Here is a 14,458-nt window from a genome sequence, read left to right on the forward strand (position 1 = left end):
TGTTCGCGCCTCCCTATGGGGTTTCGATGCGCCGCTGCAGCAAGTTGATCAGCAGCAACAGAATGAAGGAAACCACCAGCATCAGTACACCAATGGAGGTAGCGCCGGTGTAATCGTACTGGTCTAGCTTGACCATGATCAGCAGCGGCAGGATCTCGGTTTTCATCGGCATGTTACCGGCGATGAAAATCACCGAACCGTACTCGCCGACCCCGCGGGCAAAGGCCAGGGCAAAACCGGTCAACCAGGCCGGAAGCAATGCCGGCACCAGGATATGACGGAACACCTGCAACGGTTTTGCACCCAGGCACGCCGCCGCTTCTTCCACTTCACGGGGAATATCGGCCAGCACGGGCTGTACGGTACGTACTACGAATGGAAGTGTCACAAAAGTGAGGGCAAGGGTGATGCCCAGGGGGGTGTAGGCGATCTTGAAACCCAGATCCGCCGCAAACTGACCCACCAGGCCGGTTGGGGTGTACAGCGCGGTCAGCGCAATACCGGCCACGGCGGTGGGCAATGCGAAGGGCAAATCGATCATCGCATCGATGATTTTGCGTCCCGGGAAGGTATAGCGCACCAGCACCCAGGCCAGCAGCGTGCCGATGATGCCGTTGATGATCGCCGCGTACAGGGCGGTGCCGAAGCTCAGCTTCAACGCCGCCAGCACCCTTGGCGCCGAGATGATTGCCCAGAACTGATCCCAGGTGAGTTGAGCGGCATGCACGAACATCGCCGCCAGTGGTATGAGCACAATCAGGCTGAGGTACACCAAGGTGTAGCCCAGCGTCAGCCCGAAGCCGGGTATGACGGGGGAGATACGACGCGACATAAAAGTCCCTGGTTGAGAATGCACAAAGCCTCGAATCGCGATTCGAGGCTCCTTGATGGCTATTTAAGATTACTGCGCCTGGTAGATCTGGTCGAATACGCCGCCGTCGTTGAAGAATTTCGGCTGCGCGGTTTTCCAGCCGCCGAAGTCTTTGTCGATGGTCACCAGGTCCAGTTTCGGGAACTGCTGGGCGTATTTCGAGGCGACTTCCTTGTCCCGTGGACGATAGAAGTTTTTCGCCGCAATTTCCTGGCCCGCCGGGCTGTAAAGGTGCTTGAGGTAGGCTTCGGCGATCTGCTCGTTGCCCTTCTTCTCGGCGTTCTTGTCGACCACCGCCACTGGCGGCTCGGCAAGGATCGACAGCGAAGGCACGACAATTTCGAACTTGTCGGCGCCGCCATCTTCTTTCAGGGCCAGGAACGCTTCGTTTTCCCACGCCAGCAACACGTCACCCTGACCGTTGTTGACGAAGGTAATGGTCGAACCGCGAGCACCGGTGTCCAGCACTGGCACGTGCTTGAACAGGGTTTGCACGTATTCCTTGGCCTTGGCTTCGTCACCGCCATTTGCTTTCAGGCCATAGGCCCAGGCGGCGAGGAAGTTCCAGCGCGCACCGCCTGAGGTTTTCGGGTTCGGGGTGATCACCGACACGTCGTTCTTGACCAGGTCGCCCCAGTCCTTGATGCCTTTAGGGTTGCCCTTGCGCACCAGGAACACGATGGTCGAGGTGTACGGCGTGCTGGCTTCCGGCAGACGCTTCTGCCAGTCCGCCGGCAGGGTCTTGCCGAGCTTGGCGATTTCGTCGATGTCTCCGGCCAGGGCAAGGGTCACCACGTCGGCGCGCAGGCCGTCGATCACCGCCCGGCCCTGTTTGCCCGAGCCACCGTGGGATTGCTGGATTTTCACGCTGTCGCCGGGATTACTTTTCTTCCAGAAATTGACGAATTCAGCGTTGTAATCCTGGTAGAGCTCGCGGGTCGGGTCGTACGACACGTTGAGCAGTTCGTAATCCTTGGCGACCGCAGAACCGGCAAACAGGGCGCTGGCCAGGGCGGCCAAAGCGAAATGGCGAATCGACGACATGGTGAAAGCTCCTGGAATTCTAATTGTGTTGGCTATTTCTTATGGTTTTCTGGGATCGCGGTGTCGGCTCAAAAAATCGCTTCAGGCAGGTTTGTTGCCCGGTTGCTGCAAGCGGAATTTCTCTTTTCGTTCTATCTGAACCACCTGGGCGTTGTGCACGGTGATTTCCACCGCGCCAAAACGCAGATCGCGCAGGGCGCTCTGGATTTCGCGCAGGATGGTTGCTTCGTCCTGGCCGTCAACGCTACGTAGAGATGCGCTCATGGTGCTGCTCCTTCGACTTAGAGGTTGCCTGGCAGTGGCGGCACTGCTTGCGGCGTGAGACCAATAGTAGAGAGGCGCAGATATTCTTAAAAAGACTATTTAAGAATGTTTATATAACCAGAAGACATTATTTGGCGGGACAAGGGTTTGCGGCGTTGAAGATCAAAAGATCGCAGCCTGCGGCAGCTCCTACAGCGTCCAATCCAGCTCCTTTGGCGGCACTGGGCGCCCGAACCAGTAACCCTGGCCCAGATCACTGCCATGCTCGAGCAGAAACGCCGCCTGCTCGACCTGCTCGATGCCCTCGGCTTGCACCTGCAGGCCCATGCTCTGTGCCAGGGCGATGATGACCCGCACAATGGCTGCGTCGTCCTCGTCCCTCGGCAATCCGGCGACAAAACCCTGGTCGATCTTGAGTTTCTGTACCGGCAAGCGTTTGAGCCGCAACAGCGACGAATAACCGGTGCCGAAATCATCGATGGCCAGCCGCACACCCAATTCCCGTAGCCGGTGCATGTGCTCAAGCGCGACCTCCGGATCTTCCATCACCGCGCTCTCGGTGACTTCCAGCTCCAGGCAGTCCGGGTCCAGGCCGGTTTCGCGCAGCACCTGAGCCACTTGCTGGTACAGCTCGCGGCCGGCGAACAGTCGCGATGAAACATTCACCGCGACAAACGACAGCTTCACGCCCGCCTGTTGCCACTGGCACATCTGCTGGCAGGCCTGGCGCATCACCCAGGCATCGATCCGGGCGATAAGCCCGGTTCGTTCGGCCACCGGAATGAATTGCGCCGGAGACACCAGACCGCGCTGCGGATGCTCCCAGCGCACCAGCGCCTCGACGCCGACCAGGCGACCACTCTTGAGATCGTGAACTGGCTGGTAAAACACCCGCAGCTCGTCTTGTTCAAGGGCCCTGCGCAGTTCAGAAGCGATCTCGACCCGCTGCCGGGCCTGGGCCGTCAACGCTTCGGTGTAAAGGGCATAGCCATCACGCCCGCCGCTCTTGGCCTTAAACAGCGCCGAGTCGGCGTTGCGCAACAACTGCTCGGCACTCAAGGCGTCACTGGGGAACAGGCTGATACCGATGCTGGCGTTGATGAACAGCCGATGCCCGTGGATATCGAAAGGCTCCTTGAGGCCCTCGATGATCCGCTGGGCCAGCGCCGCGGCCTGCATCAATTGCGGACAGCTCTCGGCCAGCACGGCGAACTCATCACCACCCAGGCGCGCCAAGGTGATTGCGGGGTCGAGCATCGCAGTCAGGCGTTCGGCCACCGCCTTGAGTACTTGGTCACCGATCGAGTGCCCAAGGCTGTCGTTGATCATCACGAAGTGATCCAGATCGATCATCAGCAACGCGCAACCCCGCTTGTGGATCTGCGCCGACGCCAGGGCATGCGTGGCACGGTCGGTGAACAGCAGGCGATTGGGCAGGCCGGTAAGCGGATCGTGATGGGCCAGGTGCCTCAGTTCGTTTTCCGAGTCCTTGATGGCGCTGATATCGGAAAATACCGCCACGAAATGACTGCAACGCCCCAGGTCGTCGTGAATCATGCGAATGGTCTGCCATTGCGGATAGATTTCGCCGCTTTTGCGCCGGTTCCAGATTTCGCCGCTCCACTCGCCGACGCTGTTGAGGGTGGCGAACATCGCCTGATAGAAGGCCGGTGGATGATGCCCTGACTTGAACAGACTGGGTTGATGCCCCAGCACTTCTTCACGCTGATAGCCGGTGATCGCCATGAAGGCGCGGTTCACATGCACGATCAGCCCCTGGTGATCGGTGACCAACACGCCTTCACGGGTGCAATCGAACACGGCGGCCGCCTGGCGCAGACGCTCGCGGTCTTCACTTCGTTCGGGCAATTTCGCGTCGACACCCAGGCAACGCAACAATCGCGTCCGGGCCATGAAGATCAAGCCGGCGCTCACCACCACCCAGGCATAACCGTTGATCAGTTGCCAGCGTAAGCGCTCGGCCGAGTTATCGAATAAACTGCTCAATAAATAGCCACTGAACAGCATCCAGATGACGGAAATCAGCAGGTAGAGCAGCGCTGCACGCACGGCATCGCGATAACTGGCAGACATAAGGCTGTCCATGTCCCTACGAAAAAGTCGGGATTATAGTTTAAAGACACATCCTGCCACTCTTATCTGAAAGGGCGACTGGTTTTATCTGTCCGCTTGGTGATAATGCATCGGCTGTTTTTTCTTTTTCGAGGGCCCAATAGCCTATGTGGTACCAAGGTTTTCTCGGCTTGTCGCCCTGGTCTCTGGTGGCAGTCACCTTGCTGATGACCCACGTCACGATCATCGGCGTCACGGTCTATCTGCACCGTTACTCAGCCCATCGCTCGCTTGAGCTGAATGCTGGCCTGAAACATTTCTTCCGCTTCTGGCTGTGGCTGACCACGGCGCAGAACACTCGCGAGTGGACCGCCATCCATCGCAAGCATCACGCCAAGTGCGAAACTGTCGACGACCCGCACAGCCCGGTGATCAAGGGTTTGTCCACCGTGCTGCGCAAAGGCGCCGAGTTGTATCGCGCCGAAGCGGAAAACCCCGAGACCCTGCGGATCTACGGCAAGAACTGCCCCGATGACTGGATCGAACGCAACGTCTACACCCGCTTCCCACTGCTGGGCGTGGCGATCATGGGCGTTATCGACCTGCTGCTGTTCGGCACCATCGGCATCACCATCTGGGCCATCCAGATGATGTGGATCCCGGTGTGGGCCGCCGGCGTGGTCAATGGCCTGGGCCATGCCGTCGGCTACCGCAACTTCGAGTGTCGCGATGCAGCGACCAACCTGGTGCCCTGGGGCATCCTGATCGGTGGTGAAGAGCTGCATAACAACCATCACACCTACCCTAACTCGGCAAAACTGTCGGTGAAGAAGTGGGAGTTCGACCTGGGCTGGGCCTGGATCCAGGTGTTCAGCTTCCTGCGCCTGGCCAAGGTCCAGCGGGTCGCGCCGATTGCCCACCGTGTCGAAGGCAAGGGCAACCTGGACATGGACACCGCCATGGCGATCCTCAACAACCGCTTCCAGATCATGGCCCAGTACCGCAAGCTGGTGATCGGGCCGTTGGTCAAGCAAGAGCTGGAAAAGGTCGATCACTCGGTGCGCCACCAGTTCCATCGCGCCAAGCGTTTGCTTTCGCGGGAAACCAGCCTGCTGGACGACAAGCACCACGTTCGTATCCAGACCATGCTCGAACACAGCCAGGCGCTGAAGGTCATCTACGAGAAACGCCTGGCCTTGCAGCAGATCTGGGTCAAGACCAGCTCAAATGGTCACGACATGCTGGCCGCCATCAAGGATTGGGTACACGAAGCGGAAGCCAGCGGGATTCAATCCCTGCGTGACTTTGCCGATCAGTTGAAGACCTATTCCCTGCGCCCAAGCGCTGCCTGACACCGTTGATCGGTGCGCCCTTTAGCAGGGCGCACCCTTCGGAACTTCGCTACAAATCCCTTATCTCAAAGACACTTCGCCATCCTGGCGGGCTTGAACGTGGCCGCTTCGAACCTGGAGCGACGCACGCCCTTTGAGATTTGTGTCGATGGTCAACAATCAACAAGACTCATCCCCTGTGCAGTGGCCCGAGGCCGCGCAAACCCTGATGGCGCTGATGCACGCCCAGGGCGAGGTGGCGCGCCTGAGCGAGCGTGAACAGCTGTTCAGCACCTTGCTGGTGAGCGTCAACGCGGTGCTGTGGGCATTCAACTGGGAAACCCGTCAGGTGCTGTATGTCAGCCCTGCCTATGAACGGATTTTCGGCCGCAGCGCCGACCTGCTGCTGGCCGACTACAACCAATGGCGCGACAGCATTTACCCCGACGATCTCGAGTACGCCGAGCGCAGCCTGGCGGACGTGCTGGTCAAGGGTGCCGTCGAAGACCGCGAATACCGGATCATGACCGCCGACGGGCAGTTGCGCTGGCTCAGCGACAAGTGCTTCATCAACCGTCAGGCCGAGCCTGGTCAGCCGGTGATCATTGTCGGCATCGCTGAAGACATCACCGACAAGAAGCAACTGGAGTCCGAACTGCAACGACTGGCGACCACCGACGCCCTGACCCGCAGCAGCAACCGCCGGCATTTCTTCGAAGGCGCCGAGCAGGAATTCGAACAGGCGCGACAACAGGGCACGCCGCTATCGTTCCTCATGCTGGACATCGATGATTTCAAAGTGATCAACGACACCTATGGCCACCAGGAAGGCGACAACGTGCTGCAGCACATTGCCGACAGCGGCCGTGCAGCGCTGCGCCGCGGTGATCTGTTCGGACGCATTGGCGGCGAGGAATTCGCCGCCGTGTTCCCCGGTTGCACGCCGCAGATGGCCCTGCAGGTGGCTGAGCGCGTGCAACGGGAGATTCAGAGCCTGAGCTTCAACCATGATGGCCAGACGTTCGGCATCACCGTCAGCCAGGGCCTGACCAGCCTTACGGCCGAGGATGAAAGCGTGGAAAACCTGTTTGCCCGGGCGGATGCGGCAATGTACGAGGCCAAGCGCCAGGGCAAGAATCGCATCATCACCGCCTGAACGGCACGGTCCCTGTAGGAGCTGGCTTGCCAGCGAAAGCGGTGTACCTGACTCACCGCGCCGTCTGGATTCGCTGGCAAGCCAGCTCCTACAAGGGCGGTGTAAGGCTTATTTCTTGCGCATCCTTACCAACTCCGGCAAGCCAATCCTCAGCAAACGCGCCGTCCGGCTATTGGCCAGCGTCTCAAGGCCCTCATGCTCGTTCAGGCGCGCCAGTTGCGCCGCCATGTTCATCACCAGGGCTTCACGGGAGTAAACCCCGCCACCGAGCTGGTAAGCGGCTGCAATCAGCTGTCGCAGCTCCAACGGCAGACGCCAGCGGGTGCGCAACGCCGAACCGTAGGCGGCACTGAACTCGGCCAATGCCTCGCCCACTTGCTCCTGCTCGTCCAGTTCGCCACCGGCCTGTTTCCATTCCTGCAAACAGCGCAACAACGCCAGGTCGCCCAGTCGATGCAGCATGCCGGCGCAGTAGCAACGCGCCTGGTCCAGATCCAGCAAGCGCGCCAGCGTTCGCGCGTACTCGGCGGTGTGCAGCGACAAATCCCAGTAACGCTCGGCATAGTCCGCCAGCTGCGGATCGCTGAGCCGCGCACTGCGCTTGAGCGTCAGGCCCAGGATCAGGTTCATGCTTTGCCCGGTGCCCAACCGGTGCAGGGCCTGGGACAGGGTCTGCACGGCGGTGCCATGGTGTTGGGCGGCGCTGTTGGCGGCGGCGATCAGCACGGCGGTGACTTGCGGATCGGTGCGGATCTCGTCTTCCAGCACCGTCAGATCCAGGCCGTTGGGGTTGAGGCTTCGTTTGACCGCCACTTGCACGTCAGTCATCAGCGGCGCGCCCTCCGCCAGCTCGCGGCGGCGCTCAAGGAACACCGACAAGGTCATGCCCGGCGCCAGCGTCGGTACCTCGCACGACACCTCTTCCCCGGCGTTGAGCAGCAACACCTGCAAGCGCTGGGTCAGGCTGGCCATGTTCAGGGGTTTGGTCAGGTAAGCAGCAGGGGCCAGCGGCAAGGCCTCTCGTACACTCGCGCTGTCGTTGCGGCTGCTCATCAGGATGAAGGGCAACGGTGGATTGCGCTTGCGCTGACGCACGCTGCGCAACACATTCAGGCCATCGACGCCTGGCAACCCCCAGTCGGCGATGACCAGGTCGTAAGGGTTTGACGCCAGCAACTCCAGCGCCTGCTGACCATCGGCACACAAATCCAGCCGTGCATCGCAGCGAACGTTCAACAACACTTCCTTGAGCAGATCCCGAGACCAGGGGTCGGCCTCGGCGATCAACACTCGCGGAATCGCGGGTAAAATGACGACTGTCATACAGCTCTCCCTGGCAATCCGTAAACCTTAAGCCAAAGCCGGCCACCGGATACAGCGCTAATACGCGGGTTGTGTTTTCGGGGGTATGAAAAAACCCGCCGAAGCGGGTTTTTTGTGAAGCAGGTCACACTCGGTGATCAGAGCTCGGAGAAGCACTCTTCGATGATCGCCAGGCCTTTGTCCAGTTGCTCGTCCGGCGAAGTCAGCGGTACCAGGACGCGCAGAACGTTGCCGTAGGTGCCGCAGGACAGCAGGATCAGGCCCTTGTCGCGAGCCTTGGCCACAACGGACGCTACAGCTGCAGCGTTCGGCTTGTGGCTGTCGCCGTTTTCGAACAGCTCGACCGCGATCATCGCGCCCAGGGCACGCACTTCACCGATCACCGGGTACTTGGCCTGGATGGCTTTCAGGCCAGTCACCAGACGCTCGCCAACTGCCTTGCAGCGGTCCAGCAGGTGCTCTTCTTCGAACACTTCCATCACGGCCAGGGCCGCGGCGCAAGCGATCGGGCTACCGGCGTAGGTGCCGCCCAGGCCGCCTGGAGCGATGGCGTCCATGTATTCGGCCTTGCCGCACACACCGGCCAGCGGGAAGCCGCCAGCGATGGATTTGGCGAAGGTGGTCAGGTCGGCAGCAACGCCCATCTGTTCCATGGCGAAGAACGTACCGGTACGGCCAGCGCCAGTCTGTACTTCGTCAGCGATCAGCAGAATGCCGTGCTGGTCGCACAGGGCACGCAGACGCTTCATGAATTCTTTCGGCGCGACGTAGAAACCACCTTCGCCCTGAACCGGCTCGATGATGATCGCGGCGATGTCTTTTGGCTCGGCATCGTTCTTGAAGATGCGTTCGATGGAAGCGATCGAATCGTCGATGCTCACACCGTGCAGTTCGTTCGGGTACAGCGCGCGGAAGATGCCGCCTGGCATCAGGCCCATGCCGGCCGAGTAAGGCACGACTTTACCGGTCAGGCCCAGGGTCATCATGGTGCGACCGTGGTAAGCGCCGGTGAACGCGATCACGCCGGCACGGCCAGTGGCGGCACGGGCGATCTTGATCGAGTTTTCCACGGCTTCGGAGCCGGTGGTGACCAGCAGGGTTTTCTTGGCGAAATCACCAGGCACCTTGGCGTTGATTTTTTCGCACACTTCTACGTACGGTTCGTAAGCCAGAACCTGGAAGCAGGTGTGGGTCAGCTTGTTCAGCTGCTCGGTCACGGCCGCGATGATTTTCGGGTGCACGTGGCCGGTGTTCAGTACAGCGATACCGCCAGCGAAGTCGATGAACTCACGACCTTCAACGTCGGTCACGGTCGCGTTCTTCGCGGATTCGGCGAAAATCGGGTGAATCTGGCCAACACCACGTGGAACAGCATTGGTACGGCGGGCCATCAAATCAGCGTTAGTCTTGCTCATTACATTCCTCATTCGCCGCTCATCGGTCGGCGTGGTTCAAGGATTAAGCGGTGGGGAGGTAACTGAGGCAGCATGCGATGATCGACTGCCACAGCTTTCCCGACCACAGAGAAAATTCCGGTTTGAAGCAGCGCAAAGGGACAGCGCTCTCGTGCCCTTTGCGTTTGAAGCAATGCCCTGCTGGGCTTATCCCTTCGAGCTTAGATGCCCAGGCAGAGGTATTTGATTTCCAGGTAATCTTCGATGCCGTACTTGGAGCCTTCACGGCCCAGGCCCGAGGCCTTGATACCGCCGAACGGCGCGACTTCGTTGGAGATCAGCCCGGTGTTGACGCCGACCATGCCGTATTCCAGGGCTTCAGCCACACGGAACACACGACCCAGGTCGCGAGCATAGAAGTACGAGGCCAGGCCGAACTCGGTGTCGTTGGACATCGCGATCACGTCGGCTTCGTCTTTGAAGCGGAACAGCGGCGCCAGTGGGCCGAAGGTTTCTTCCTTGGCCACGGCCGCGTTGTTCGGCACGTTGGTCAAGATGGTCGGCTCGAAGAAGTTACCTTCCATCGATTTGCCGCCGGACAGCACGGTGGCGCCTTTGGCAACGGCGTCGGCAATGTGCTCTTGCACCTTGGCCACGGCTTTTTCGTCGATCAGCGGACCAGTGGTGGTGCCGTCTTCCAGACCGTTACCGATCTTCAGCTTGGCCACGGCCACTTTCAGTTTCTCGGCGAACGCGTCGTAGACCGAATCCTGAATATACAGGCGGTTGGCGCAGACGCAGGTCTGGCCGTTGTTGCGGTATTTGGAAATGATCGCGCCTTCGACGGCCTTATCCAGGTCCGCGTCGTCGAACACGATGAACGGCGCGTTGCCGCCCAGTTCCAGGGACACTTTCTTGATGTCCTTGGCGCATTCCGACATCAGCTGGCGACCGATTTCGGTCGAACCGGTGAAGGAGAGCTTGCGCACGATCGGGTTGCTGGTCAGCTCGCTGCCGATGTCGCCGGCGCTGCCGGACACCACGCTGAACACGCCAGCCGGGATGCCGGCACGCTGGGCCAGTTCAGCCAGGGCGAATGCCGAGAACGGAGTTTGCGAAGCAGGCTTGAGCACCATGGTGCAACCGGCGGCCAGGGCCGGGCCGGCTTTACGGGTGATCATGGCAGCCGGGAAGTTCCACGGGGTGATGGCAGCGGTCACGCCGATAGGCTGCTTGATCACGATCAGGCGCTTGTCTGGCTGGTGGCCCGGAATCACGTCACCGTAGATGCGCTTGGCTTCTTCGGCGAACCACTCGATGAACGATGCGGCGTAAACGATTTCGCCCTTGGCTTCGGCCAATGGCTTGCCCTGCTCCAGGGTCATCAGGCGAGCCAGGTCGTCCTGGTTCTCGATGATCAGCTCGTACCAGCGACGCAGTTTGTTCGCACGTTCTTTGGCGGTCAGTGCACGCCAGGCCGGCAGCGCTTTGTCAGCGGCTTCGATTGCACGGCGGGTTTCGGCAGCGCCCATTTTCGGCACGGTGCCCAGAATTTCGCCCGTTGCCGGGTTGTTGACCTTGATCGTCTGACCATTGTCCGCATCAACCCAAGCGCCATCGATGAAGGCTTGCTGGCGGAACAACTGGGTGTCTTTAAGCTGCATGTCGGCTTTCCTTAACAGCACCGCGGCAGGCGCGGAGCAAATTATGATTGTAGAAAGGCGCCTCAGTAGGCTGCCGTCAGGGAAATCATTCACCGGGCTGAAGCACATAAATAGCGCACTGATTCAAATCGTGCGGTTCAGCACCCAGACAAGAGCGTTTGAAATCTCAAACGAATCCTAGGATCAAAGGGGGTAAAGGACAATAGGCCGTTCGAAAAAAAGAACGAAAACCTCTTTTTTGCTGCAAATTTCTGATCAACGTAGCAAACGCAGGTTACGCTTTAAAAAAACACAGGCGATTCAGCAGCATGGACGCCCGCAATGCATATGAGTATCATGGCGCCCGCTGCACCAGTAGCTCAGCTGGATAGAGTACTGCCCTCCGAAGGCAGGGGTCGTGGGTTCGAATCCCGCCTGGTGCACCATACGTAAAAACGAGAAAGCCTCAGGCCGTAGGGTCTGGGGCTTTTTTGTGGGTGCTCGGTTTATCTGAACGGCTACGAAATGATAAAAGGTGCAGCGAACGTCGAGTTGCCTCTAACGCTGAATTCAGCGTCCTGCACAACTCGCTGCCAAGGAGTGCAAGGTGATATGCAAATGATGCAAGGCTATCCAAAGCCGTGGCAGAGCTACCAAATGCAGCTTGATTTGCTGATGGTTCGAGGAATGGTTGTAACAGACCAAGCCAAAGCGCTGGAATATCTGGAGCGCATAGGTTACTACCGCCTAAGCGGTTACTGGTTTGCATTCCGCGAACGCACTGAGCTCTGCTGCCCACTCGATCAACAAGCTCGTACAAAGCCAACCAGGACGAAGCCGACTCGACTTCCGCTCGACAGTTTCAAGCCTGGCACGACATTCCAGAACGCAGTCGACCTGTACGTCTTCGATAAGAAACTGCGACTGTTGACCATGGATGCCTTGGAGCGCATTGAAATTGCTTTACGGGTGGACATTTCCCACGGGCTCGGCAAACACGAAAAGTTTGCCTACCTACGACCTGATATGTTCCATGAAAGCTTTTCCACTCGACTGGACGGTAAAACCGGACTGACTAAACATCATGCCTGGCTTGGTAAACACGCTGCGTTGATCAATCGCTCGAACGAAGACTTCATTCGCCACAACAAGGAAAAGTACGGACTTCCATTGGCGGTGTGGGTGGCATGCGAGGTTTGGGACTTCGGCACGCTTTCGACGCTTTACGCTGGCATGGCCGAGGCAGACCAAGATGCTATTTCGCAGGAGTACGGCATCAGCAACGGCAGGGTTTTCGCCAGTTGGCTGCGCAGCCTGAATTATCTACGCAACGTCTGCGCCCATCACAGTCGTCTGTGGAACCGAAATATTGTCGATCAACCGAAGCTGCCATCTGAGGACCAAGCGCCAAACTTGTCAGCTTTCCATGATGACGCACACCGCCGGGCTCGTCCGTTCATGCTTTTGTGCATCACCCAGCATCTGATGAAAGTCATCAACCCATCATCGAGTTGGGGAAAACGATTGAAGGCGTTGCTGGAAAACGATTTCCCTGATCTGACGCATCTGGACCTCAGCCTGGAAGGGATGGGAGTCGACCCAGACTGGAAAAAGCGCGACTGGTAAGCGGAAAAATTTCAGGCAATAAAAAACCCCTGAGCAATCTCAACGCCGAAGCGCATCAACCGACAGGGGCCGTGTTGTGGCCGATTATAAGGTTTGAGGACATCTCGTCAACTGCCGACAAGCAGGCCATGACTCCCGACTTTCCGTTCCGCAATATGAAAGAGAAACCATACATTCAAGAGTGTCTTGCGACTCGTAACCCTTCGAATTGCTGTTAATCATCCTTTGGCGGCAGCAGCTTATTCACTCCGTCGTCCAGTCAAACTCGTCGTATTCATCGTCCTCGTCGTCCTCGAACTCTTCCCCTTCAAGAACATCTTCTTCCTCAGCATTAGCCTCTTCCTGCTGATTCAGCAGAAAATCCTTACGGCTCTCGGTAATTGCCCGCCGTAATTCCTCGCCCTTTTCCGGGCAGTTGAGCATTTGGGCGATGCGGTCGATTTTTTTTGTCACGGCATCCTCCAACGCATCGACTATGGCCCGATAGTGCGCGCTTTCGGGCCTTGATGCCAAATGGTCGAGCGTTGGGCCGATCAGTTTTTCTGCAGATCCTTGAGTCGGGCGCTGAGGTTTTCTTCGGGAAAGCGTTTGTGCAGGTCGGCCAGCAGTTTGTCGGCGGCTTGCTTGTGCCCGGTTTTTTGCAGGTGCAGCACTTCGTGCAATTGCTCATCCAGGGATTTCACCGGGGGCGCGGCGCGCTTGCTGGACTTGGCTTCGTCCGCCATGTCGGCGCTGAAGGATTCTGCTTGTGCCGGAGCTGCCGATTCCGCCATTGGTGCGGCGGGAGCCGGTGCGGAGAGCGCGCCAGCCGGGGCTTTGAGGGAATGGGCCTGTGCTGGCGGTGCTGCTTCGGCTTCCTGTTTGGCGACCGGTGCTGCGGGCGCGAAGTCGTAGCTAGGCACTTGCTCAGGCGTGCGCTGGACCAGCGAGAGCATTAGCGCGATGCCGACAAGGCTGGCGAATGCCACTTGCCAGCGAGGTTGCTGGCAGGCGCGAAGCCAGCGTTGCCACAGGCCTGGCTTCGGTGCGGGGGCTTCTTTACGCGCGGCGGTAAGGATCAAGGCGTCGAGATGCGCCGGGGGTTCGCCGCTGGCCTGCTCGCGGTAATGTTCTAGCGTTCGGTCGGTTGTGTGCTTGGCGTCAGTCATGTCAGTACCTCCTCGGCCAGCAGCCGACGCAGTTTTTGCTGGGCGTAACGCAAGCGGCTCTTGACGGTTTCCAGCGGTGTTTCGGTGAGGGTGGCGATCTGCGGCAAATCGAGATCGCTGTAGGCACGCAGCAGGAACACTTCGCGCTGGTCGGCGGGCAAGGCTTGCAAGGCGGCTTCAAGGCGCTGTGTATCGCGGCTCAGGCTTAGCAGTTGCTCGGGATCGGTTGTGTCATCGGGCAGGGCATGGGCCTGTTCGTCATAGCTGTCGTGCAGCGGCTGATGGACGCCATGTTTGCGCCAGTGATCGATCAAGCGGTTGCGGGCAATCTGGTAGAGCCAGGTACGAAAAGTCGCCCGACCTTGTGGCTGACTGCCGCTGCGGATCAGGCTCAGCCAGGTTTCCTGATAGACCTCCTCGGCGAGTTCCGCCCTGCCGCTCAACCCCAGCAGAAATCGGTACAAACCCTGGCGGTGGCGCGCGTACAGAATCTCGAACGCCGCGCCGTCGCCCTCGCGATAACGGGCCAGCAGCGCTTCGTCGCTGCTGGCCTCGGCGCTGCTTGCGGGCGCAAACAGCTGGCTG

General features: G+C 59.3%; 13 protein-coding genes and 1 tRNA gene. 4 read left to right on the forward strand and 10 right to left on the reverse strand.

All coding sequences use genetic code 11. The features are described from left to right. Positions 1-13: 13 nt before the first annotated feature. The 4 genes from cysT to dibA form a co-directional block, all read right to left on the reverse strand. Positions 14-832, reverse strand: coding sequence for a sulfate ABC transporter permease subunit CysT (gene cysT, locus SOP95_RS20145; protein WP_034148416.1), 819 nt, complete (start codon positions 830-832; stop codon positions 14-16). Between the two features lie 69 nt (positions 833-901). Next, complete coding sequence (locus tag SOP95_RS20150; protein WP_274075041.1) at positions 902-1,915, reverse strand: sulfate ABC transporter substrate-binding protein; 1,014 nt, start codon at positions 1,913-1,915, stop codon at positions 902-904. 81 nt (positions 1,916-1,996) lie between these two features. Further along, on the reverse strand, positions 1,997-2,179 hold the full coding sequence (oscA, locus tag SOP95_RS20155) for a sulfur starvation response protein OscA (protein WP_274075040.1): 183 nt from the start codon (positions 2,177-2,179) through the stop codon (positions 1,997-1,999). Between the two features lie 189 nt (positions 2,180-2,368). Then, on the reverse strand, positions 2,369-4,273 hold the full coding sequence (dibA, locus tag SOP95_RS20160; protein WP_323608080.1) for a phosphodiesterase DibA: 1,905 nt from the start codon (positions 4,271-4,273) through the stop codon (positions 2,369-2,371). 146 nt (positions 4,274-4,419) lie between these two features. Here dibA and desA point away from each other — a divergent pair, with 146 nt between their 5' ends. Further along, on the forward strand, positions 4,420-5,604 hold the full coding sequence (gene desA, locus SOP95_RS20165) for a delta-9 fatty acid desaturase DesA (protein WP_274075038.1): 1,185 nt from the start codon (positions 4,420-4,422) through the stop codon (positions 5,602-5,604). A 148-nt stretch (positions 5,605-5,752) separates the two neighbouring features. Continuing rightward, the gene (locus SOP95_RS20170; protein ID WP_323608081.1) at positions 5,753-6,739 is read left to right on the forward strand and encodes a GGDEF domain-containing protein; all 987 of its coding nucleotides are present in this window, start codon (positions 5,753-5,755) and stop codon (positions 6,737-6,739) included. 108 nt (positions 6,740-6,847) lie between these two features. Here SOP95_RS20170 and SOP95_RS20175 read toward each other — a convergent pair whose 3' ends face one another. The 3 genes from SOP95_RS20175 to gabD all read right to left on the reverse strand — a co-directional run bounded on the left by SOP95_RS20175 (position 6,848) and on the right by gabD (position 11,120). Continuing rightward, entirely contained in the window at positions 6,848-8,062 is a 1,215-nt protein-coding gene (locus SOP95_RS20175; protein WP_323608082.1) for a response regulator, read from the reverse strand. 137 nt (positions 8,063-8,199) lie between these two features. Then, positions 8,200-9,477 carry a 4-aminobutyrate--2-oxoglutarate transaminase gene (gene gabT, locus SOP95_RS20180; protein WP_274075035.1) on the reverse strand — a complete coding sequence of 426 codons (1,278 nt, stop codon included), beginning with the start codon at positions 9,475-9,477 and terminating at the stop codon, positions 8,200-8,202. Positions 9,478-9,677: 200 nt separating this feature from the next. After that, positions 9,678-11,120 carry an NADP-dependent succinate-semialdehyde dehydrogenase gene (gene gabD / locus SOP95_RS20185; RefSeq protein WP_046815380.1) on the reverse strand — a complete coding sequence of 481 codons (1,443 nt, stop codon included), beginning with the start codon at positions 11,118-11,120 and terminating at the stop codon, positions 9,678-9,680. 348 nt (positions 11,121-11,468) lie between these two features. On the opposite strand from gabD, the gene SOP95_RS20190 reads away from it, so the two are divergent. After that, positions 11,469-11,545: transfer RNA gene (locus tag SOP95_RS20190), tRNA-Arg, on the forward strand. Positions 11,546-11,717: 172 nt separating this feature from the next. After that, positions 11,718-12,725: an Abi family protein gene (locus SOP95_RS20195; RefSeq protein ID WP_323608109.1), complete on the forward strand. Its 1,008-nt coding sequence runs from the start codon at positions 11,718-11,720 to the stop codon at positions 12,723-12,725. A gap of 243 nt (positions 12,726-12,968) precedes the next feature. Here SOP95_RS20195 and SOP95_RS20200 read toward each other — a convergent pair whose 3' ends face one another. Genes SOP95_RS20200 through SOP95_RS20210 form a run of 3 tightly spaced genes read right to left on the reverse strand, consistent with a single transcriptional unit; the run spans position 12,969 to position 14,451 of the window. Beyond that, positions 12,969-13,238, reverse strand: a complete 270-nt coding sequence (locus tag SOP95_RS20200; RefSeq protein ID WP_274075033.1) for a hypothetical protein — start codon at positions 13,236-13,238, stop codon at positions 12,969-12,971. 20 nt (positions 13,239-13,258) lie between these two features. Beyond that, complete coding sequence (locus tag SOP95_RS20205) at positions 13,259-13,873, reverse strand: hypothetical protein (protein ID WP_323608083.1); 615 nt, start codon at positions 13,871-13,873, stop codon at positions 13,259-13,261. Then, the gene (locus SOP95_RS20210) at positions 13,870-14,451 is read right to left on the reverse strand and encodes an RNA polymerase sigma factor (RefSeq protein WP_442967745.1); all 582 of its coding nucleotides are present in this window, start codon (positions 14,449-14,451) and stop codon (positions 13,870-13,872) included. The genes SOP95_RS20205 and SOP95_RS20210 overlap by 4 nt, the downstream gene beginning before the upstream one ends. Positions 14,452-14,458 lie beyond the last annotated feature (7 nt).

Source organism: Pseudomonas sp. YuFO8 (assembly GCF_035065025.1).
GTDB classification, from domain to species: domain Bacteria; phylum Pseudomonadota; class Gammaproteobacteria; order Pseudomonadales; family Pseudomonadaceae; genus Aquipseudomonas; species Aquipseudomonas putida_AE.

Excerpts from the sequence above, each read along its gene's own strand:
- cysT (WP_034148416.1), bottom strand. The coding sequence starts at position 832 with ATGTCGCGTCGTATCTCCCCCGTCATACCCGGCTTCGGGCTGACGCTG.
- SOP95_RS20150 (WP_274075041.1), bottom strand. The coding sequence starts at position 1,915 with ATGTCGTCGATTCGCCATTTCGCTTTGGCCGCCCTGGCCAGCGCCCTG.
- oscA (WP_274075040.1), bottom strand. The coding sequence starts at position 2,179 with ATGAGCGCATCTCTACGTAGCGTTGACGGCCAGGACGAAGCAACCATC.
- dibA (WP_323608080.1), bottom strand. The coding sequence starts at position 4,273 with ATGTCTGCCAGTTATCGCGATGCCGTGCGTGCAGCGCTGCTCTACCTG.
- desA (WP_274075038.1), top strand. The coding sequence starts at position 4,420 with ATGTGGTACCAAGGTTTTCTCGGCTTGTCGCCCTGGTCTCTGGTGGCA.
- SOP95_RS20170 (WP_323608081.1), top strand. The coding sequence starts at position 5,753 with ATGGTCAACAATCAACAAGACTCATCCCCTGTGCAGTGGCCCGAGGCC.
- SOP95_RS20175 (WP_323608082.1), bottom strand. The coding sequence starts at position 8,062 with ATGACAGTCGTCATTTTACCCGCGATTCCGCGAGTGTTGATCGCCGAG.
- gabT (WP_274075035.1), bottom strand. The coding sequence starts at position 9,477 with ATGAGCAAGACTAACGCTGATTTGATGGCCCGCCGTACCAATGCTGTT.
- gabD (WP_046815380.1), bottom strand. The coding sequence starts at position 11,120 with ATGCAGCTTAAAGACACCCAGTTGTTCCGCCAGCAAGCCTTCATCGAT.
- SOP95_RS20195 (WP_323608109.1), top strand. The coding sequence starts at position 11,718 with ATGATGCAAGGCTATCCAAAGCCGTGGCAGAGCTACCAAATGCAGCTT.
- SOP95_RS20205 (WP_323608083.1), bottom strand. The coding sequence starts at position 13,873 with ATGACTGACGCCAAGCACACAACCGACCGAACGCTAGAACATTACCGC.